The sequence below is a fragment of the Pontiella desulfatans genome, from assembly GCF_900890425.1.
GTDB lineage: Bacteria > Verrucomicrobiota > Kiritimatiellia > Kiritimatiellales > Pontiellaceae > Pontiella > Pontiella desulfatans.
In genome coordinates this window covers 1,201,024-1,221,928 of record NZ_CAAHFG010000002.1, presented here as the reverse complement: position 1 = coordinate 1,221,928, position 20,905 = coordinate 1,201,024, and the positions used below count along the sequence as shown (strand labels likewise).

The 20,905-nt window shown below is 55.4% G+C and carries 19 protein-coding genes; 7 read left to right on the top strand and 12 right to left on the bottom strand.

What is annotated here, in order from left to right; translation table 11 throughout:
• Window positions 1-3: 3 nt before the first annotated feature.
• Together E9954_RS20560 and E9954_RS20555 are read right to left on the bottom strand one after the other, a co-directional pair.
• On the bottom strand, window positions 4-1,113 hold the full coding sequence (locus tag E9954_RS20560; protein ID WP_136081146.1) for a polysaccharide pyruvyl transferase family protein: 1,110 nt from the start codon (window positions 1,111-1,113) through the stop codon (window positions 4-6).
• A complete protein-coding gene (locus E9954_RS20555) occupies window positions 1,110-2,210 on the bottom strand; it encodes a radical SAM protein (RefSeq protein WP_136081145.1) in 1,101 nt (366 codons plus the stop codon). Before E9954_RS20555 ends, E9954_RS20560 begins: the two co-directional genes overlap by 4 nt.
• A 239-nt stretch (window positions 2,211-2,449) precedes the next feature.
• On the opposite strand from E9954_RS20555, the gene E9954_RS20550 reads away from it, so the two are divergent.
• A complete protein-coding gene (locus E9954_RS20550) occupies window positions 2,450-3,124 on the top strand; it encodes a LamG domain-containing protein (protein ID WP_136081144.1) in 675 nt (224 codons plus the stop codon).
• Between the two features lie 176 nt (window positions 3,125-3,300).
• Here E9954_RS20550 and E9954_RS20545 read toward each other — a convergent pair whose 3' ends face one another.
• The gene (locus E9954_RS20545; RefSeq protein WP_136081143.1) at window positions 3,301-4,368 is read right to left on the bottom strand and encodes a M42 family metallopeptidase; all 1,068 of its coding nucleotides are present in this window, start codon (window positions 4,366-4,368) and stop codon (window positions 3,301-3,303) included.
• A 100-nt stretch (window positions 4,369-4,468) separates the two neighbouring features.
• Window positions 4,469-6,400, bottom strand: a complete 1,932-nt coding sequence (locus E9954_RS20540; RefSeq protein ID WP_168442452.1) for a bifunctional serine/threonine-protein kinase/formylglycine-generating enzyme family protein — start codon at window positions 6,398-6,400, stop codon at window positions 4,469-4,471.
• 153 nt (window positions 6,401-6,553) lie between these two features.
• On the opposite strand from E9954_RS20540, the gene putP reads away from it, so the two are divergent.
• Window positions 6,554-8,026, top strand: a complete 1,473-nt coding sequence (putP, locus tag E9954_RS20535) for a sodium/proline symporter PutP (protein ID WP_136081141.1) — start codon at window positions 6,554-6,556, stop codon at window positions 8,024-8,026.
• Here putP and E9954_RS20530 read toward each other — a convergent pair.
• On the bottom strand, window positions 8,023-8,838 hold the full coding sequence (locus E9954_RS20530) for an FkbM family methyltransferase (RefSeq protein WP_136081140.1): 816 nt from the start codon (window positions 8,836-8,838) through the stop codon (window positions 8,023-8,025). The two genes, putP and E9954_RS20530, sit on opposite strands and share 4 nt — an antisense overlap.
• 128 nt (window positions 8,839-8,966) lie before the next feature.
• A complete protein-coding gene (locus E9954_RS20525; protein WP_136081139.1) occupies window positions 8,967-9,671 on the bottom strand; it encodes a hypothetical protein in 705 nt (234 codons plus the stop codon).
• 223 nt (window positions 9,672-9,894) lie between these two features.
• On the opposite strand from E9954_RS20525, the gene E9954_RS20520 reads away from it, so the two are divergent.
• Entirely contained in the window at window positions 9,895-10,902 is a 1,008-nt protein-coding gene (locus E9954_RS20520; RefSeq protein ID WP_136081138.1) for a LacI family DNA-binding transcriptional regulator, read from the top strand.
• A gap of 503 nt (window positions 10,903-11,405) precedes the next feature.
• Here the strand turns inward: E9954_RS20520 and smpB are convergent.
• The 5 genes from smpB to dnaK all read right to left on the bottom strand — a co-directional run bounded on the left by smpB (window position 11,406) and on the right by dnaK (window position 16,615).
• Window positions 11,406-11,900: an SsrA-binding protein SmpB gene (gene smpB, locus E9954_RS20515; protein WP_136081137.1), complete on the bottom strand. Its 495-nt coding sequence runs from the start codon at window positions 11,898-11,900 to the stop codon at window positions 11,406-11,408.
• Between the two features lie 119 nt (window positions 11,901-12,019).
• Window positions 12,020-12,274, bottom strand: a complete 255-nt coding sequence (locus tag E9954_RS20510) for a DNA-directed RNA polymerase subunit omega (RefSeq protein WP_136081136.1) — start codon at window positions 12,272-12,274, stop codon at window positions 12,020-12,022.
• Window positions 12,275-12,499: 225 nt separating this feature from the next.
• Window positions 12,500-14,134, bottom strand: a complete 1,635-nt coding sequence (groL, locus tag E9954_RS20505; protein ID WP_136081135.1) for a chaperonin GroEL — start codon at window positions 14,132-14,134, stop codon at window positions 12,500-12,502.
• Window positions 14,135-14,263: 129 nt separating this feature from the next.
• Window positions 14,264-14,551: a co-chaperone GroES gene (groES, locus tag E9954_RS20500; RefSeq protein WP_136081134.1), complete on the bottom strand. Its 288-nt coding sequence runs from the start codon at window positions 14,549-14,551 to the stop codon at window positions 14,264-14,266.
• A gap of 132 nt (window positions 14,552-14,683) precedes the next feature.
• The gene (gene dnaK, locus E9954_RS20495; RefSeq protein ID WP_136081133.1) at window positions 14,684-16,615 is read right to left on the bottom strand and encodes a molecular chaperone DnaK; all 1,932 of its coding nucleotides are present in this window, start codon (window positions 16,613-16,615) and stop codon (window positions 14,684-14,686) included.
• A 366-nt stretch (window positions 16,616-16,981) separates the two neighbouring features.
• Here dnaK and E9954_RS20490 point away from each other — a divergent pair, with 366 nt between their 5' ends.
• From E9954_RS20490 to E9954_RS33525, 4 genes are all read left to right on the top strand, one after another.
• Window positions 16,982-18,154 carry an XRE family transcriptional regulator gene (locus E9954_RS20490; protein WP_136081132.1) on the top strand — a complete coding sequence of 391 codons (1,173 nt, stop codon included), beginning with the start codon at window positions 16,982-16,984 and terminating at the stop codon, window positions 18,152-18,154.
• Between the two features lie 166 nt (window positions 18,155-18,320).
• On the top strand, window positions 18,321-18,842 hold the full coding sequence (locus tag E9954_RS20485) for a hypothetical protein (RefSeq protein ID WP_136081131.1): 522 nt from the start codon (window positions 18,321-18,323) through the stop codon (window positions 18,840-18,842).
• A gap of 261 nt (window positions 18,843-19,103) precedes the next feature.
• The gene (locus E9954_RS32670) at window positions 19,104-19,277 is read left to right on the top strand and encodes a hypothetical protein (protein ID WP_168442451.1); all 174 of its coding nucleotides are present in this window, start codon (window positions 19,104-19,106) and stop codon (window positions 19,275-19,277) included.
• 110 nt (window positions 19,278-19,387) lie between these two features.
• Complete coding sequence (locus E9954_RS33525; protein ID WP_281281250.1) at window positions 19,388-19,519, top strand: hypothetical protein; 132 nt, start codon at window positions 19,388-19,390, stop codon at window positions 19,517-19,519.
• Between the two features lie 734 nt (window positions 19,520-20,253).
• Here E9954_RS33525 and E9954_RS20480 read toward each other — a convergent pair.
• Entirely contained in the window at window positions 20,254-20,622 is a 369-nt protein-coding gene (locus tag E9954_RS20480; RefSeq protein ID WP_136081130.1) for an HPF/RaiA family ribosome-associated protein, read from the bottom strand.
• Window positions 20,623-20,905 lie beyond the last annotated feature (283 nt).

Sequence of the window (20,905 nt, the reverse complement as noted above, 5' to 3'; positions counted from 1 at the left end):
TTGCTATTCAGAAGGGGCGATGACCGCCCGGTACGATTCGAATCCATGCTCTAATCGATCGTAGGCAGGTTCAAATACTTCATCATTGATAACCCGCAAAAAAAACGAGCGATCCGGTTTTCCTTGCTCCAAGGAGAACATGCGCTCCGGCCCCCAAAAACCGGATGGATCAACAATCTTGAGGAAATCCCGAATGTCTGAGGCACAACCACTCGACGCATTAAGAATTCGGCCTTTCCCGTTCAACAGGGACATTAACATTACGGCATGGTAGTTCATGCCGAAAAAAGATGAGCTTGAAGCAAACAACCGCATGGTCTCTTCCAACGACAAGGGACGGTTTTGAACCGAGAGTTCCCGCCTTCCCAGCCTGTACCTGATCGCATTCATGAATGCCCGGTCGTCGCGGGTTGGAGGAAAATAGCCCATGGGAACCAGCACAGCCTTATTGCCTTCATTCCCGTCCATGATGGCTTCAACCATTTCCGCCGACAAACCCGGGCAACCATCTGCCAAATTGATGCTAACCATTTTGCCAACTTCGACCAGAGGACACACTGCCTTGAACAGAACGGCACAGTAGGTGGCGGGATCGGAGGCCGAACAGTAGACCGCACCTGAATCCGGACTTAGCGCACGAGCGGCCTCCTCCGAGCGGGAGTCGCGGAAAACGGCGAAATCGACATTGCTCAGCACATCCATGGCAGCTTGCCGATATGCCGCTCCCGACAGTCGACCCAATCCACACCCCAACAGGCCGGAGCGCACCCGGCGTTTGCGGGCGAACCGGAAGGCAAAGGAAAGCATGTGCATTCCCCTCCAGTCCGCCAACATCCCGCCTCCCAACAACAGGAGTTCGGCTCCCGCAATCGAGGCCTTTAGTTCACCGAGAACGGTGCTATTGAACAAATCCACCTTGATCCGACCGGGAATGAGCTTTTCCCACAGGGATTGATCCTCGCGGACGGTTCTCTCGGAATAGAACGGTTCCAAAGACCCCAGCTGAACATCCAATTCCCCATGCAACTCTGAAAGAAACGCGAGAATCCCGGCAAGGCTTGCCCGGTCGCCTATCGATTCGCCCCCATAACCACCAATGATGCAGACCTTCATCCCAACCTCCGCATGAGGCGATAGCTCCCCGGGAAACTTAAACGCCGGAGAATAAATCCCAGGAAATCCAGTGCTCCCCCAATCGTCGGGAAAAATGCATAGTGGATGCAATGCTGGCAGTTTTCGGAAATCAGTTCCTTCCTGTATTGAAGGCTTTCCCGGGAATGGAATATGGCCTTGGCATTGCTGCCGTCCAGCTTACCGAGGCATTTGCTCTCCGTGGCACAATAATAGATATTGCCCTCCTCATCCACCGTCGCATCGCGCCATTTCCAGAAGCAGTCGGCCAACCGCCTGTGCCCCTTCGCCTCCAAATACTTGAAGATGGCATAATAGGTGAACCTCTGCCGCCAACTCCCATTCCCATCAACCACCTTCCCGAAGAAAAACTCCAGGGCTGTTTGCCGGTGGTTTTCATCAACCAGCACACTGAAATCGTCGGTATAGCCCAGATTGTGTATGCGACGGTTGGGCACCGCCAGACGATAGGTGATGGGAATACCGTTTTCAGCGCAATAGGTGTCGTTTGCCGTAAGGTGATCCACATTGTATCTGGAAACCGTGCATCCTGCGGTAAACGAGTTGCAATAGACCCCGGGATGTTCAACCACTGTTTTGATGGTGGCCATGGTCTTGGCAAAACTCGATACTCCGCGGCAGGCCCAATAGACCTCTTCGATGCCATCGAGCGATATCGAGAGTTCGAACCGCACCCCTTTGCTCCGACAGGCTTCGTACATGGTTTTGGTAATCTCAAGAATGCGTCCTGTAAGCATTCCGTTGGTAATCATATGTATCGACCTCAGCCTAGGCAGCAGCAGGAGTTCATCGATAATCAAGGGAAGCTCCTTGACCAGCGAAGGTTCCCCCCCATTGATGCCGATGGCCTGAAGATTCTTGAACAGGTCGTTTTTCATGATTTCCCGGACACGCTCCACCGTCATATCCACATCGGGGGCCAACTCCGGCACGGAACAGGTTCCGCATTTCGAATTGCATCGGCCGGTGATGGGAAACTGGAGTACACGGGGATACGGTTGAACACCGGGCAGCAAGGCCAGGAATTTATCGATCAACAAATAGAGCAATTGCCTCATGCTCTACCGCCAACAAGCGTATTTGGAATGGAGTGCGTTTCATTCATGCCGTGGAGCAATCCAGATTCACCAGCCAAGTACCACCTTTAATAAGAAAAAATATTCCGATGCAATGGTTTCCCCCGGGTGCTCGAACGGGCGGAATGGGCCTTGTAAAAAGAGTGCAACCCAACACTTTCAAACGAACCGCAATAGCCATAATATGCAAATTGATTAACCGGGAACCAATAACCAGAACCATGAAACGAATTACGCAAATCCTGATCGCCCTTGCTCTGGCCTCGTCGGTGGCCCTTGCAGAAAAGAAGTTGCCGGTTGGGCTGATGCTCAACCTCGACTTCCAGAACGTGCAGGACGGGCTGATCCCGAACAAGTCGCTCTATCCGCTGCACGTCCCGAAGGGCGAGCTCGGCATGGAATGGGCGAATCACCGCTACATGCTGGCCATCCAATCCGGCCAGGGACTCTCCATCCCCCACAGCTCGCTGCTCGATCCGGACGGGAGCGAGTGGGTGGTCACGGTGCGCGCGTTCGTGCTGACCGACGGGCTGGTGCTCTCCCAAGGCAACGATGAGCACGGATATGCCATCTACATCAAAGACCACACCGTCCAAGCCACCGTGCGCACGAGCCACATTGCCATGACCCTCCAGGAAGGCACCTATCTCGGGATTAACAAATACCGCAACCAGTGGGTCACGATCGAGTTGCGTATCAAGAAGGACAAGGCCTACCTGTTGCTGAACCGGAAAATGGTGGCCAAGCTCGATCTCGATGCGCCGCTGAAGGGCGAAAACATGCACATACGGATCGGCAACCACCAGGCGCTACCGACCGTATTAAAGAACAAGCCCGGCTCAACCACCACCGGATTCACCGGTGCCATCAGCTCGTTGAAGGTGATTCGGCAATAGGCGTGAGGCGTGACGATTGAAATGCATTATAGGAACTTAACTTGAATGGTCTCACCACAGAGGACACGGAGGCAAAGAGAAAGCAACCCCGCTCCTCTGTGCCTCAGTGCCCTCTGTGGTAAAAAAAACGAATCAGTTTAATTTGGTATTCGTCACGTCTCAATCGTCACTCCTCACTAAAACGGCACAAAGTTGGTGCGCGGCGTGATTTTCTCCACCGTCTTGGCCAGCAATTTCGCGCATAGCTCCAGATCGTTGAGGCTGAGCATCTCGCATGGGCTGTGCATGTAGCGCAACGGAATGCTCACGAGAGCCGAAACCACCCCCGCCCGGTTGAGCTGGATGGCGTTGGCATCGGTGCCGGTGCCGCGCGGCTCCGCATTGATCTGGTACGGAATCTTTTCGGCCTTGGCCGTCTTGACCAGCAACTCGAACAGCTTGGAGTTAATGTTGGGGCCGCGCGTGATGACGGGGCCCTTGCCGAGTTCGATCAGGTTCTTGCGCTTCATCGCTTCGCCCATGTTCGGGTGGTCGGTCGCGAAAGTCACATCCACCGCAATGCCAATATCCGGATCGATGCCGTAGGCGGCGGTACGGGCGCCGCGCAGGCCAATCTCCTCCTGAACCGTGGCAACCGCGTGGATCTCGGCCTTCGGATTGAGCTTGGCAAGTTGCTTCGCGGCTTCCAGCACCACGAATGCCCCGGCGCGGTCGTCGAACGCACGCCCGGCGGCAAGGCCGTTGGCCAGCTCCTCGAAACCGTAGGCCACCACCAGCGGATCGCCAACCTCCACCATCTTTTCAGCATCCTTCCGGTCCTTCGCACCGATGTCCACCCACAGATCCTTCACCTCGGAAACCTTCTTGCGATCCTCCGGCGTCTGCATGTGGATGGCCACCTTGCCGATCACTCCGCGAACGATGCCCTTTTTCGTCATGATCTGCACCCGCTGCCCCTGGGCAATCTGCGGATCCCAGCCGCCCAGCGCCTGGATCCAAAGAAACCCCTGCTCGTCGATGTATGAAACCTGGAAGCCGATTTCGTCGTAGTGCCCGGCAAACATGACGCGTGGCGAGCCCCCCGGATTCACGATGGCGTGCGAATTGCCGTGGGTGTCCGTCCAAACCTTGGCGGCAAACGTCCCTGCTTCGACTTTCCAGACCTTGGCCACGGGGGCTTCATAGCCCGACGGGCTGATGCTATTGATGAGATCGGCGAGAAACTGCTTGGTTTGCTTGGTCATGAATGTCTCCGTGATTCGTAAAACATAATACGTAATCCCCGATCCACCTAAAAGCAACCCATCTTGCCTCTAAGTTGGGGCTGAACTAAAAAACGTATACCTACAGCGTCCATTCATCGCCAAGAGGGAGTAAAAACAATCGAAATCCGATGTTGTTTCGTCCAACAAACGGAACTCCGCCGCCGCCAGTGCAACGCAAACGTTCCTTGTCGCTATCGCCCCAGGACGCTCCGCAAATAATGTATTTGCGAAAGCCAGCCTTATCCCTCGTCCATTCCCACACGTTGCCCCCAACACCATACATGCCCCATATGTTACGTCCGCTATCTTCCACCGGACACGTCGCCGGAAATTGATCCCAAAAGCCAACGGCAGCGTAATTCCCATTCTTCGGCGGCCAACCACTACCCCAGGGGTATTGCTGGCTCCTATCACCGCACTGCGCCACCTTCATCCACTCCTCCCGAGAGGGAAGGGTTAAATCATACCCCTCCGGCAGACCATGACTGTCCTTTATCAAACGGATGAATTTTTGCGCGTCGTCCCAGCTCACCTCGACTACAGGCTGACGGTTCCCATCCAAAGAACCTTCATCACATTTACCGGAATCGTGCCGGGGAACCAAACTACGGTATTCGCCATTGGTAACCTCATATTTTCCTGCCCAGCCATTGAGGGCAGGAATCCAGACAAACTCCATTCTTTGCGAGCCACCGAGATCGAGGGAAAAGTTTTGCCTAGCCTGCCCCGCATGTTCAACCCGTGGCGTTTCGGCGGCGTTGTGCCTGATCAGCAGAAAACCACCGACGTAAATTGCAACTGCGATCAATAAGCCGGGCATCACTTTCGGACGCTGGTGCTTCGCCCTGGACGACGTGCCCTTTGGCTTGGTGGGGGACGCCGTCGACGGTTCTTTCGTCGAGCCCCCGCCTGCGCTTGATCCCTGCACCGAGGGGCATGAAGGCGCTTCGTCTTCCGCCACACTCGACTCTTCATTGCCTTGCGCCTCCTCACCCGTAACCGGGATCGGCCGTTGCTCTTCCCCTCGCTCCAGGCCACCTAGCGCCGCAATCATTTCGCTTACGCTTTGGAAGCGTTTATCGGGGTGGTTTTCAAGCGCCTTGAACACCAAAGCGTCCCATGCGGGGTCGATGGAGGAGTCGAGCTGAGAGGGCGTACGCAAGCCCAACTCCTCGCCCGTCAACAAATAGTAGATAATGAGACCAATGGAATAGATGTCGGAGCGTTCGTCGCCCTCTTCTCCGCGCTTTTGTTCGGGACTCATATACCTATAGGTACCAAGCAACGGCTCGGAGGAGGTCGTCGCCGTATCTAGATCCATGGCCGGGTGGTCGATGCCCGACATGGAACGCCGTCCCCCCGGCACCATCATCGTCTTCAACCATTCCTCGCCTAACAACCTGACCAAACCAAAGTCGGTGATCTTAACATGCGGCACAGAACCATTTTTCCCGCAAAAAAGAATATTGGCCGGCTTCAGGTCGCGATGGACAGCGCCTCGGGCATGGGCATAGTCCAAGCCATCCAAAATCTGGACCAGGATCGGCAGCAGCATTTCCTGCGGCACCTTCCCGCCCATCGTCTTTGCCAGATCCGACAAGGAAACAATCCGTTCCGTCTGTGTCTCGACATTTCCTGCCTGGAATTCCTCGGCTCCATCGATTCCTTCGGCGAGCTCCATCCTCAGCCAATAGCGACCATCGGTTTGGCCGAATTCATCGACATGGATAATGTTGGGATGCTCGATGTTGGCCATGACCTTGGCTTCGCGCCGGAAACGATGAAGAGCAAAGGAAAAACGGCCAAAATCCTCGGCCAACAGCTTCAGGGCATAATGGCGACCGAGCGTGGTGTGCACCACCTTGTAGACCTGCCCCATGCCGCCCTTGCCCAGAACGCCAACCACGCAGTATTGACCCAGCATATCCCCTGCCGCAAGGGAATAGCCTTTGATTTCCCCTTGGCCTAAAGGGATGGTATCGGCATTTCTTAAATCGATTGGCTCGTCCATCTTAAATCCCTCTGAAAAGATCGATAACAGAATAGCAAAAGCGAAACACGTACGGCAAATCCGGAATTCAGAAACGATGCATTGGACATCGGCGGAACCAATCAGCGGGTTTTCGCTCGCAAAGATACGCATTACGCATTACTCGTTAACCCCATGGAAAACCTGAGCATCATCATTACGTTCCTAGCCTACCTCGGCTTCATGCTGGCGGTGGGCACCCATTTCTACAAACGAAACGAATCGCTCTCGGACTATCTGATCGGCGACCGGCAGCTCAACAAGTGGGTCACCTCCATGAGTGCGCAGGCGTCCGACATGAGCGGATGGCTCCTGCTCGGTCTTCCTGGCTATGCCTATCTCCAGGGCATGGAGGCGGCCTGGATTGCCCTGGGGCTGGGCGTTGGCACCTACCTTAACTGGCGTTTCGTGGCGCGGCGCCTTCGCCGCTACACCGAGATTGCCGGCAACGCCATCACCCTGCCGGATTATTTCGCCAACCGCTTCCACGACCACAACCGGCTGCTGCGCACCCTTTCGGCCGTATTCATTCTCGTCTTTTTCCTGATCTACACCGCCTCCGGCTTCGTGGCCGGCGCCAAACTGTTCGAATCGATCTTCGGTCTGCCCTACCACAGCGCGCTGCTCATTGGTGTGGTGGTGATTATTTCCTACACCGCGCTGGGCGGCTTCATGGCGGTGAGCTGGACGGACTTTTTCCAGGGCATCATCATGTTTTTCGCCATCATCACGGTTCCAATGCTGGCCCTGCACGCCACCGGCGGTTTCGCCGAATCCGCCCATGCCTTGCGGGAAGTCGATGCCGGGTTCCTGAATGTTTTCACCAACGGCAGAGGGGAACCGCTTAAAACCATCGCCGTGGTCTCGCTGATGGCCTGGGGCATGGGCTATTTCGGCCAGCCCCACATCCTGACCCGCTTCATGGCCATCCGCTCGCCGGACGAAATCAAACCCGCGCGCCGGATCGCCATGATCTGGGTGATCGTCAGCCTGGCCTGCGCGGTACTCGTCGGCCTGGCCGGCAGGATCTTCCTGCCGGAAACGCTCTCGGACTCCGACTCGGAAAAGGTGTTCATGATCCTGGTCGACCAATTGACCCACCCCATCGTCGGCGGCATCCTACTCGCGGCGGTACTGGCGGCCATCATGAGCACGGCCGACTCGCAGTTGCTCGTCACCTCATCCGCCCTGACGGAAGACCTCTACCGGGTCATCATCCGCCCCTCCGCCTCCGACAAAGAGCTGGTCTGGGTGAGCCGGGGAACGGTGATCGGCGTGGCGGCAGTGGCCTGCGCCATCGCCCTCAAACCCGACAGCAGCGTGCTCGATCTCGTCTCCTACGCCTGGGCGGGCTTCGGCGCCACCTTCGGGCCGCTGGTGCTCATCTCGCTCTACTGGAAGCGCATGACGCGCGACGGCGCCATTGCCGGCATCATCGGCGGAGGGATCACGGTATTGGTTTGGAAGCAGTTGAAGGGTGGTTTGTTCGATCTCTACGAAATCGTTCCGGGCTTTGCCGCATCGGTTCTGCTGATCGTGCTGGTCAGCCTGCTCGGGAAAAAACCGACGCCCGAGATTGAAGCCCAGTTCAAGGAAGCCCGGCGCTAATTGGGCAAAGCAATAATGTCGTAATGCGTTCCTGCCGCAAGGTTTTCCGTGGTGAGTTCATCGCCGGCCACCAGCGGCTCCTCCACAACCCTGCGAACCGTGTAGTTCATCTGACGGAAGAACTCCAGGACATCCGCCCGATACTGCTTGCTTGTTTTCTTGAAAATCTCGGTCTTCACTACGGGCCTGAACTCTCGGATGATTTCCTCGATCGACCGCAGGACATAGAGATCGTAACCCTCCGCATCCGTCTTGATGAAACTCAGCTTGGGAAGATATTCGGCAAAGTCAGACCGAAGCTCGTTTTGAAGGTTTACGGCAAAAACCTCCAGCTTGTACGCATGCCCGTGCTTTAGAGCCGAAATCCCCTCGTGTCGTCCCCCGTTGCAGAATCCCGGGTCGGAATATTCAAACTCCATGAAACCCTCTTGCGCCCCGGCAGCAGCCATGATGGTCTTGATATTGACCAAACCGGAATTGGCACGAATTGATTTTTCCAGAACGTGGTAGACGTAGGGATTGGGTTCCAACGCAAGAACGCAACCTGCCTTCCCCGCCGCAATTCCCATCGGCACTGTCGTATCGCCGCAATGTGCACCGATATCAATGCAAAAGTCGCCTTCCTTGACAAATTCCCGATATCCATCAACAAGGCCGGAACTTATGCCCTCCAGCACCATGGCGGGGTGTTTCCAGTCCGCCAAAAATGCCTTCTGACCATTGCCAATATCATAACCGACAACCTCATAGGCATAGTGTTTGGCTTTTCCCTTAAATCCCATTACTTGAATCAAGTTCTTCAACTTCGGCATGCGTGTTCCCCTTCATAAGAATAAAAGGGTAAACATAACCATGGGAGGGAGCGAACAGAAAGGAAATTAACATGGAAAAGTACGGTGGAATATCCACCGTGAAAAGGTTTGAGATGCGCAGCCCGGCGCTAAACCAATGCGGCCTGCGCCTTGCGGCGGGCCTTGCGGCGTTTCTCGCGTTCGGGGGCGGCAAATTCCGCCGATGCCCCCACCAGCCCCAGCAAAAGGAACAGCCCCATGGCCGTACCAAAGGGAAATACCATGAGATTGCAGATGGCGAGGAAATAGCCCAATCCAACACCCCAGGTCTTCTTTCCGAACAATCCGACCGCCGCAACGATCGAAATGATGACCAATCCGCCAAACAGCGCGGGCAGCAGCCATGCAAATTCCGCCATTTCAACCCGCTTGAGCAAACTGCGGGCAAGCAAGCCGATGTAGACCAAAGGCATAACGATACAGCAAATGCGCAACATGCCCATCCACAGGCCAATCATCTCCTTCGGCGGGGCATGGCGCGATTTCGGAGTACGCGTTCGCCGCCCCTGCCAATCATCCATGGTTTTCGGTGCGGCGTAGATGGAAGTGGAATCCAGCCCATCGGTCACCTCTTCCTTTTCATCATGGAAGCGCCTTCTTCCATAATGACGCCTATTGGAAAGATTCCTGATATGCGACAGCTCGAAACCACCCAGGGCCGCAACCGCAACAACGGAGAAAGCCAACATCGTGATGTTCGCTTTGCGGCGGCTGTTGTATTGGTCCAGCAATTCGCCACTTTCGTGCATTTTCCATAACGTGTTGGCGGCCAAACCCACCAACAAGGCAAACACAACCAATCCTATAATGCGCAATCCTCTTAACACGGTTCTTCCTCCTAAAACCCCATGTATAATGGTCACACATTAGCTGGCGATTAGATTCTGTCAACCCTTGCACTAGTATTTTTTACTACTGCCGCCAACCAGATCAACGGTGAAAAACGTTTTTTCGGTTTGATAAAACCTGTTTACCAACCCATATTTGGCGAAATAACGAGATCAACAGGAAATCACCATGAGCACAAAACCCGCGAATATCAAAGACGTTGCCCACGAAGCCAAATGTTCCATCGCCACCGTATCGTGCGTGCTCAACGACCGCGGGAGGATCGGCAAGGCCACCCAGAAGCGGGTGCGCGAAGCGTGCAAGAAACTAAACTATTTCCCCAGCGCCGCCGGCCGCAACCTCCGCAGCCGCAAGACCGAAAGCATCGGCATCCTCTTCTATCCTTCCTGCGCGCACATTTTCCGCAACGTATTCTACGCAGAAATCATGGAAGGGCTCGAAGAAGAACTCACCCTGGCCAACCAAAACCTGTTGCTGGCCGGATACGACATCTCGACCCAGCAAGAAGAACTACCCAAGTTTATCCGCGAAGGCAACGTCGACGGCGTCATCCTGATGGGAGGCTGCCCCGAGGAATTTAAACAGAAACTGAGCGAGGTCAACCTCCCCTTCCTGCTGCTCGACACCGACATCTCCGGGGTTTCCGTCGATTCCGTCACATCCGATGGCTTCCGCGCCATGATCGACATGGTCTCCTACCTCCACAAACAGGGGCACAAGCACATGCTGATGCTCCGGCATGCATTCGACAACTATAACGAAATCTCACGTTGCATGGGATTCGAAGCCGAAACCCGCCGGCTCGGACTGGAAACGGAAGTGCTTAAGGTCAAGACCAACGACCAGGCCACCCAGGAAATTATTACCCGCATCAACGGAAACGATCCTGTTACGGCCATTTGCACCGTGAACGACGACATGGCCGCCGACATTATGAACAAGCTGCTTGCCGTCGGAATCAACGTCCCCGAACAAATCAGCATTACCGGCTTCGACGACACCGAATTTTCAAAAAAAACCCACCCGCCGCTCACCACCATCCGAATCGACCGGAAACAAATGGGCGTGGAAGGTGCAAAAACCATCCTTCGGCGCATCGGCGACCCCAACGCCCCGCTCCGCAAGCTCGTCATCCCATCCGAGCTGATCACGCGGGACTCCGTCAAACAGCTGTAACAAGGAACCTGCCACCCGACTTGCCCAACGGGGATCCCGGACGACCACGCCGTCCATCTCCGGATCGACTCGTTGGACGTGCTGTCCGGAGACTGCTCCCGCTCCGGTGGCAGCCGACGCAAGCCTTGCGCTACTTGAGCGAGGGAAGCCTTGCTTTCGAAAACCAACACGGGCACACCGGCGCCACGGAACCATCAGATAGGGAACGGCGCCCCATGGGGATGCAGTTACAGGAACCAAGACAAACATCATACTTGCATAAGTGTGAAAACCCGCTAGATCACAGCCAGCAAGGGCAGGTCTCAATATCACACTTATGCAAGTAAGATATTCACCCGCGGAAAAATGGTGGCATTCCTGCGACCGGGAACATGTAAAACCGGCGAGGGAGTTTCCAAAGCCCCCCTTTCATAGGGGAACTCCGACACAAACGCCCCGCTCGTCGGGAGGAGGCCCATCCCTTCAGGTTGCCAGCCCCCTGAAGGGGTGGCACCTGCTTTTCCCTACTGACTGTTGTGATTGCGCATGGCGCGCTGCGAGTCGCGATCGGATTCACGTTTTTTGAGCGTTTCCCGCTTATCGACCACATTCTTGCCCTTGGCCAGCCCAATCCGGATCTTGACCTTTCCGCGCACCAGGTAGACTTTCAACGGAACAATGGTCAGCCCCTTTTCGCGGATTTTTCCATATAGCCGTTCGATCTCCTTGCGATGAAGGAGCAGCTTGCGAGCGCGCGTCTGGTCATGATTGAAGATATTGCCGTGGTCGTAGGGCTGGATGGTGCAGCCCACCAGATAGGCTTCCATATGATCATCGACCTGGACGTAGCCCTCCTGGATGCTGACATGCCCCTGCTTGACCGATTTCACCTCGGTGCCGGACAGTACAATCCCCGCCTCGATCTTTTCCAGGATATGGAAATCGCGCAGCGCCTTGCGGTTGGTGGCCAGCACCCCTGCACCAGGATCGTTCTTTTTCTTTTTGTTTTTACCCGCCATAGAGAAACCAAATTCAAAATCCGAAGCACGGAATTCTAACCCAATTCAAAAACCACAAAAGCAAAAAGCCCAAAACAGGGATGCCTTGGGCTTTTGAGATTCGAATTTCGAGCTTCCCTCTAGAGGAGGATTGAAGCGTCGAAGTCGAGACCGGGAACTTCCGACTCTTCCTGGGTGAAGTTCATTTCCGCAGTCAGCAGACCGTTGGCAATCTCTTTCAGCACCAGATCGTGGTTATCCATTTCCGGATGGTCTTTCTTCACCATCGGGCGTGCACCGCTGTTCAGCTGGCGGGTACGGTAGGAAATCAGGTTGACCAACATCGGGGTATTCGGGATCTTTTCTTCGGCTGTGCTCAAGTATTCCATGTTCATATATAGTTTGCTCCGCGCAAGTGCTTTGCCTTATTCCGTTTAAACGGAATTCTAATAAATGTAAAAAAAATCGGCGCGTAGTATAGCACCCAACCCCTTGGCGTCAAACGCCATTTACAACAAAATCCGCTCCCCTGGAAGGGAGCGGATATGCACCTTGGAGTGCGCAGGCTCGACTGCGCTTTTAAAAGCGGCTGCGAGCCGCAGCACTCCAACGTTTTTTTCCTACATCATGCCGCCCATACCGCCCATGCCGCCCATGTCGGGCATTGCAGGGGCTGCCTTTTCCGGCAGGTCGGTGATCATCGCTTCGGTGGTCAGCAGCAGGCCGGAGATGGAGGCCGCGAACTGCAGGGCAGAACGCGTGACCATGGCCGGGTCGATGATGCCTGCGGCGATCATATCGACATATTCACCGGTCGCCACGTTGTAGCCCATGCTCTGCTTGCTCTTTTTGACTTCCTGCACCACGATGGCACCTTCTTCACCGGCATTGGCCACCAACTGGCGAAGCGGTGCTTCGATCGCCTTGCGAACAATGTCTGCACCGATCTTTTCATCGCCTTCAACGTCAATTTTGTCGATCGCTTTCTGAACACGGATCAGGGCAACGCCACCACCGGGAACAATGCCTTCGGCAACTGCGGCGCGGGTGGCGTGCAGTGCGTCTTCAACACGGGCTTTCTTTTCCTTCATTTCAGCTTCGGTAGCCGCGCCAACGTTGATGACCGCAACACCACCAGCCAACTTGGCCAGACGTTCCTGCAGTTTTTCGCGATCGTAGTCGGAGGAGGTTTCTTCGATCTGGCGACGGATCAGGTCGATGCGCGCCTTGATGGCGGCAACCTTTCCGCCACCTTCAACGATGGTCGTGTCATCCTTGCCCACGGTGATGCGCTTGGCGGAACCGAGGTCGTCGATGGATACGGTTTCGAGCTTGATACCGAGGTCTTCGGTGATGAACTTGCCGCCGGTCAGGACCGCGAGGTCTTCCATGATGGCCTTGCGACGGTCGCCGAAGCCGGGCGCCTTAACAGCGCAGACGTTCAGGGTGCCGCGCAGCTTGTTGACCACCAACGTAGCGAGTGCTTCGCCTTCGATGTCTTCGGCGATGATCATGAACGGCTTGCCGGTCTTTGCCACGTTCTGGAGCAACGGCAACATGTCCTGCAGGTTGGAAACCTTCTTTTCGAAGAGCAGGATGTAGGGATCTTCCATAACCGCTTCCATGGTATTGGCGTCGGTCACGAAATAGGGGGAAAGATAGCCCTTGTCGAACTGCATGCCTTCAACCACGTCGAGGCTGGTCTCGATGGACTTGGCTTCTTCAACCGTGATGGTGCCGTCCTTCCCGACCTTTTCCATGGCTTCGGCAATGATCTTACCGATGGTTTCGTCGCCGTTGGCCGAGATGGTGCCGACCTGGGCAACCTCTTCGCTGGTCTTGACCGTCTTGCTGAGCTTGCCGAGCTGGACAACCATGGCTTCGACGGCTTTGTCGATGCCGCGCTTGAGACTCATCGGGTTGGCGCCGGCGGTCACGTTCTTGAGGCCTTCGCGATAAATCGCTTCAGCCAGAACGGTTGCCGTGGTGGTGCCGTCGCCGGCGATGTCGGAAGTCTTGGAGGCCACTTCCTTAACCATCTGCGCGCCCATGTTTTCGAAGGGGTCTTCGAGTTCGATTTCCTTCGCAACGGAAACGCCGTCCTTGGTGACGGTCGGGGAACCGAATTTCTTATCGAGAATCACGTTGCGGCCTTTCGGGCCGAGGGTAACCTTCACTGCGTTGCTCAGCTTTTCAACACCGCGCAACAGCGCGTCGCGAGCTTCTACATCAAATACAATCTGTTTAGCCATAATCTTAATCTCCTTCGTCGATTAACAAATCCCAATCACTAAGCTCAAAATCCAAGACCCTTGTTTCCGAACATTGGAAATTGGCCTTTTGGATTTGTTTAGAATTTAGGTATTGGAAATTAGAATTTTGATTTATCCAATTACCGCGAGGATATCGTCTTCGCGCATGATCTGATATTCCTTGCCGTCAACCTTGACTTCGGTTCCTCCGTATTTCGGCATCAGCACGATATCGCCAACCTTGACATTGAAAGGGACTTTCTTGCCGTCCTTATCGATCTTGCCGGTGCCGACGGCAATCACTTTGCCTTCCTGCGGTTTTTCCTTGGCGCTGTCGGGAATGATGATACCGCCCTTAACAGCTTCTTCTTCTTTCACCGGCTCAACCAGTACGCGTTCACCCAATGGTTTAATCTTCATGGAACTATCTCTCCTTGTTAGGTTTTAGATTTTCAGCGGTCGCCCGCCACTAATAAATTGAACTTCGAACATCGAACTCCGAACTGCCAACCCTGAACACCTTAAGATGTTCAGAGTTCGAAGTTGAACGTTCTACTTCTTCTTCTCGTCTTCGTCGACCATTTCAAAGTCGGCTTCCTCAACATCGGAAGCCTGCTTTTCGCCGCCCGCCGATGCACCGGCATCCGCTCCCGGGGCCCCGTCGGCCCCTGGCTGGGCATTGGCATACATTTCAGTCGCCGCGGCCTGCATCTTTTCGTTGAGGGCGTCGAGGGCGGTCTTCATGCCTTCGTAGTCTTCGGCTTCGATCGCCTTCTTCACCGGCTCGATCGCGGCTTCGACTTCCGCCTTCTGTTCCGCCGAAACCTTGTCGGCGTTTTCCTTCAGGAATTTTTCCGTCTGGAAGACGGTGGAGTCCGCCTGGTTCTTCAAGTCGATCTGCCCCTTCAACTTTTCGTCTTCGGCGGCGTGCGCTTCGGCATCCTTCATCATCGCATCGATCTCTTCATCGGACAGGCCGCTCGAGTTGGTGATGGTGATGTGCTGCTCCTTGCCGGTGCCGAGATCCTTCGCGCTCACCTTCACGATGCCGTTGGCATCGATATCGAAGGTCACTTCGATCTGCGGCGTGCCGCGCGGTGCCGGAGGAATGCCGTCAAGGTTGAAGCTGCCGATGGTCTTGTTGGCGTTGGCCATCTTGCGCTCGCCCTGCAGCACCTTGATTTCCACGGCCGGCTGGTTGTCGGCGGCGGTGGAGAAGATTTCGCTCTTCTTCGCCGGGATGGTGGTGTTGCGCTCGATGAGCGGGGTGGAAATGCCGCCCATGGTTTCAATACCCAGCGTCAGCGGAGTCACGTCGAGCAGCAGGACATCTTTCACTTCGCCCTTCAGAACGCCGCCCTGGATGGAGGCCCCGATGGATACCACTTCGTCCGGGTTCACGCCCTTGTGCGGCTCCTGGCCAAAGATTTCCTTAACGGAATTCTGCACCTTCGGCATACGGGTCGAGCCTCCAACGAGAATGACTTCGTTGATTTCGGAAGCGCTCAGGCCTGAGTCAGCCAAACAAGAGCGAACCGGCTGGATGGCCTTGGTAATCAGGTCGTCGCAGAGTTCTTCGAGCTTGGCGCGGGAGAGGGTCACGTTCAAGTGCTTGGGCCCCGAAGCATCGGCCGTGATGAACGGCAGGTTGATTTCGGTGGACTGCGAGCTGGAAAGTTCGCACTTGGCTTTCTCCCCCGCTTCCTTCAGGCGTTGCAGCACCATCGGGTCGGCGGAAAGGTCGATGCCCTGCTCCGCCTTGAAGCCGGCCACGAGCCAGTCGATGATCTTCTGGTCGAAGTCGTCGCCACCCAGGTGGCCGTCGCCGCTGGTCGCGGTCACTTCGAACACACCGTCGCCGATATCGAGGATCGACACGTCGAACGTACCGCCACCGAGGTCGTAGATCGCAATCTTTTCTTCCGACTTCTTATCGAGGCCATAGGCCAGCGAGGCTGCGGTCGGCTCGTTGATGATGCGCAGCACTTCAAGTCCGGCAATCTTGCCGGCGTCCTTGGTGGCCTGGCGCTGCGAATCGTTGAAGTAGGCCGGAACGGTGATGACCGCCTGCGAAACGGTTTCGCCCAAATAGGCTTCCGCGTCGGCCTTCAACTTCTGAAGGATCATCGCCGAAATTTCCGGCGGGCTGTAGACCTTGTCGTCGATCTTAACATGCGCGTCGCCATTCTTGGCTTTTACCACATTGTAGGGAACGAGGTGGATTTCGTGTTCCACCTCATCGAACTTGCGCCCCATGAAGCGCTTGATCGAAAAGATCGTGTGCTGCGGGTTGGTTACCGCCTGGCGCTTGGCCGCGGTGCCGACCAGGCGCTCACCGCTCTTGGTGAAAGCCACGATCGAGGGCGTGGTGCGTCCGCCTTCCGCATTCGGGATAACGGTCGGCTCGCCGCCTTCCATCACCGCCATGCACGAGTTGGTGGTACCGAGGTCGATACCCAATACTTTAGATCCTGCTGTGCTCATTGTTAGTCTCCTAATTTAAAATGGTGTCGTTTGTGACACGCCCCCTTTAGCAACGGGTGTGCCACCCGACGTGATGCGTAGTGCGTGAGTCGTTAGGCACTGCAAACAAAGGACTTAAAACTTAACCACCCAAAACTTAAAACAGTATGGCCCAGAGCGAAACTGCGCCACATGTCCCACTTCCGCCCCTCCCCGTGTCACACATGGGACACGATGGCACACCACATGGGGCCAACTTTCCAGTCTGCCCAGAGCAGGCAAGAAAGCCCGCTCCACAAAGCCCCTTTACTTGTCATTTTAAATTTGTTTTGACATTTTGATAAGTTTTGCCATTTTACGCTCAACCAAGCCCGAGGGGACGGAACCATGAACGAACTGGCGATTAATCTGATGCGACTGCGCAAACTGAACAGCCTGACCCAGCAGGATCTGGCCGATGCCGCCGGGATCAGCCGCGTGGCCTACCGGAATCTGGAAAAAGGCAATGCCAATCCGCGCCAAGGAACCTTGCAGGCGCTGGCAACCGCGTTGAAAGTCCCGGCGTTCGACCTACTCGCCCCCCTGCCCAAACTAAAATCCCTGCGCTACCGCGCCAATAAGGAGATGACCGAGCAGGAAAGAGCAAAAGGGAACCAAGTGGTCGTACGCGCGGGCAACTGGCTGCAGGACTTCAACGAACTCGAATCCATGCTCGGCACCGGCAAACGAGCTGCGCTACCGAACATTCGTAAAGGAACCAATCCCCAAAACGCGGCGGAAAAACTGCGGACTGCGCTACTGGGCGATGGCGCCAAATGCGATTGCGTCCCCGACATCTGCGAGCTGCTTGAAAACAGCGGAATCAAAATCTTCCTCTTCGATTTCCAAATGTCCGAACTCTTCGGCCTTTCCATCGGCGAGGCCGACGGCGGCCCCGCCATGGCAATCAATACCAGCCAAAAGATTTCCGTCGAGCGGCAAATCTTTTCCATCGCCCACGAGCTTGGTCATTTGATCCTGCACAAGGAGAGCTATGGAAAAAGTCCCGACGAACTCAGCGACGAGCAAGAGCGCGAAGCCGATACCTTTGCCGCCGCCTTCCTCATGCCCGAAAAGAAATTCCTTGCCGAATGGAACGAAAACCGCGGCCTGCATTGGGTCGATGCCGTGCTTAAAACCAAGCGGCATTTCAAGGTTAGCTACCAAGCCGTCCTGCATCAGCTCGTCGACCTGGGCAAAGCCGAATCCCCCGCCATCTATAAACAATTCCGAGCCGACTATGAGACCCGCTACGGCCAAAAGCTCCACTGGAAAGAGGAGCCGCCCCTCAATCCAGCACCCCGGCCCCGTACCGCAGGCGTCTCGCCGGCCCCGCCGCCAAGCCGCACCGAAGAACCCCTCCACCTCGATCCGCTCGACCTAATGGAAGACCGCCTGGGCTCGCTCGTCCGCGACGCACTCGACAAGGCACTCATCACCGTCAGCCGTGCCGCCGAAATCCTGGACGTCGGCATCGAGGAAATGCGCGCCCGTCTCAACTCGTGGGAGATCGTTTCGTGAACCCATTTGCCGCAAAGAATGTAGACGATGTTTCCAGCTTCGTTGCAAATGAAAAGGTGATTTTGATCGGCCACGAAAATGCACAAAGGAACGCAAGACAACAGTACGGAATACGTCTAACCACGGAAGACACGAAATACACAGAAGGCGGAGAGGAAGCAAGTAGATGACCGACCGCCCCGCCGCCGTGATTAGCGATGCCAATGTTTTGATCGATTATATTTCGGTCGAACGGACACTGGTACTGCGGCTCGTGTCGGAGCACCTCTTCCCCATCAAACTCCCCCGCTCCATCCTCAACGAGGTTGACCAGCTAACCCAAGACCAAGCCGAAGCCCTCGGCATGGAAATCGTCGAAGAAACCTACGAGCAACTTAAAGAAGCCTCCATCCGTGGCGGCGCGCTGTCGCACGTCGACAAACTCTGCTTCGCCATCGCCCGCGACAACCACTGGGCCATCTGGACCAGTGACAAGCCCCTGCACAAACAATGCAAGACCTCCGGCATCCCCGTCTACTGGGGCCTCCAGCTCATGCTCGAACTTTGCCAAGCCGGGAAGCTTGATCCCGAATATGCAAAGGAAGCTGCCGAGGCCATTGAACAAATAAATGAGCGAATTACAGCTGAAGTGGTGAGTGAATTTATCATCAAACTAACGGAGGGACAGCGTGGCACACCTGCGCCATGAGAGTGCGACAAACACGCCCGCACAATTTGTTCAGCGCAAAATGAATATAGAGAATAACAAAGGAATTTATAGATTTAGGGGGTACTGAGTGCTGGCACACCTAGTGCGTTATGCGCCAAAACAAAAAGGGCAGCACAAGGCTGCCCGCAACAGAGCTGCTTGGAACAGCTTCCATCGCCTGAGAATCGAGGAACTTACCAGACGGTCTCTGTTGTTCAACTAGTAAAAACAACTATTGCCGCAAGGCAAGGAGACAGAAACATGGCTACAAATCCACCTAGTGGTGATGGGCATCGCAATGGCGCGGTGCGTGGACGCACCCAAACCTACAACCCTCAAAACGGGCGCTATATTAAGCGCGATACCAGCACAGGTCGCTTTATGGATCAAAAATCCGATGGCACAAAATTCAAAGGCGTTCGCCGCGAACGATAAAGGAGTAAGTCCATGAAGGAATATAAACTGAATGAATCCCCGTTTACAATAAGCTAGCGTTATTGCTGGTTGATGTTATTGCCCTATCGGATCTGGCGGAGCAGGCGAAGATGGATGGCGATATTTCTGAAGAAAAAACCGAGGCTGCATTCAAGGCCATCAATGAGCTGCGGAAGGAAGCAGAAGACGTTGTGACAGCGCTTAAATGTAGCGGTGGTACCCAGAACCGCAGGTGGCTCTAAGAGTCACTTGCCACTACAGTCGTAGGGTTGGCGGGGCGAGATTGCTTTTATGCGGTTTCACCCGGCCTACTCCGTTGAGCACAGTTTGCCCCCAGCCCTCCCGTTCCCGGTCAGCCGAAGACCACATGCCGACTCCGTCGAGCCGCTTGCCTCTCTAGAACCATCTCCTTTCGACTCCAACGACTTTCAAGTAGACTTCACCCCTTCGCATCCAGCCGACGCTTTTGGCCATCGACCGTCCCCGCCGATCAGACAACGGGTCGTCCCGGTTTTACCCTCCGCACCCTCGCAGGCTTTCACAGGCCGGAACTTCATCACTACTACGGGTTCATCTGCCTCCCTGCACCGCCCGGCTCTTGAGCTTCCTCTTGAGCCAGCCGATTCCGCCGAAACGGAAACGATGCCGGGCTTCTCCGGTTAATACACCGATCCCAGTGGATAATCCCATCCTCACTCACATGCACGGTCTGTCCGAGATTCGGGCGTCGTCCTATTTTGCGCACTCGCCGCCCCGTGCCTGCCGTATCTGGTTCGCTTGCGCTATGTACCATCCACTTCCTATCGCTTCGTTGCCACCCCGCCGTTACCAGCGACGCAGTTGCGATTCGGATTGATTTCCCCTCGGACGGGGCATCGCCGCTCTCTTTCAAGCGACCGGGTTTGTCGGCTTTGCCGGACAAACAAAAAGCCCCCCGGGGAAATCCGGAGGGCTCTTTTTTGCGGGGGAGATGGGATTATGCGGCTTTGGCGTTGCGGTGGCTGGAGCGCTTATCGTGCCGCTTGATCAGCTGGCGCTCGATACTTTGGAAGACATCGGCGATGGCGCTGTATACACCGTCGTGGATGCCGGTTTTTTCCGAGCTGTGCGCGGTATACATGCGCTCGCCGGGAATGGTCAGCTTCATCTTAACCTGGAAAACGCCGTTGTTTTCGCGGTGGTGGGTTTCATCGACCGTCACCGTGGCCGATGCGCCGCGTATGGGAAACTTTGTAAACCTTTCCATCATCTGATTCACCAGCCAAACCACCTTTTTCGATTCGTCCATGTGCCGGAACTGAACTTTTACAGGGATTGCGGGAGTCGTCAGTTTTGATGTGGTCATACCATCATTTCCTTTCCTGTTAGGTTTATTCAGATGTCGAGCAGTCCACCCCTCCGGGCGTCACGCTCGCGTTGCACAGGTAGACTACCCTTTGGGCGGCTCTGTTCAAAGATAATCCTGTCTCAAGAAGACCGCCTTATTTAGACAACGCCGTAACCCGCTCATTCCCAAAAAGGAGCGCATTTTCCACCTCGGAAAAGTTTTTCACCCCAAAGGCACGGAGGACACGAAGCTCCACCACCCATTTGATTGAAAATGGAAATAACCCTTCGTGCTCTGTGTG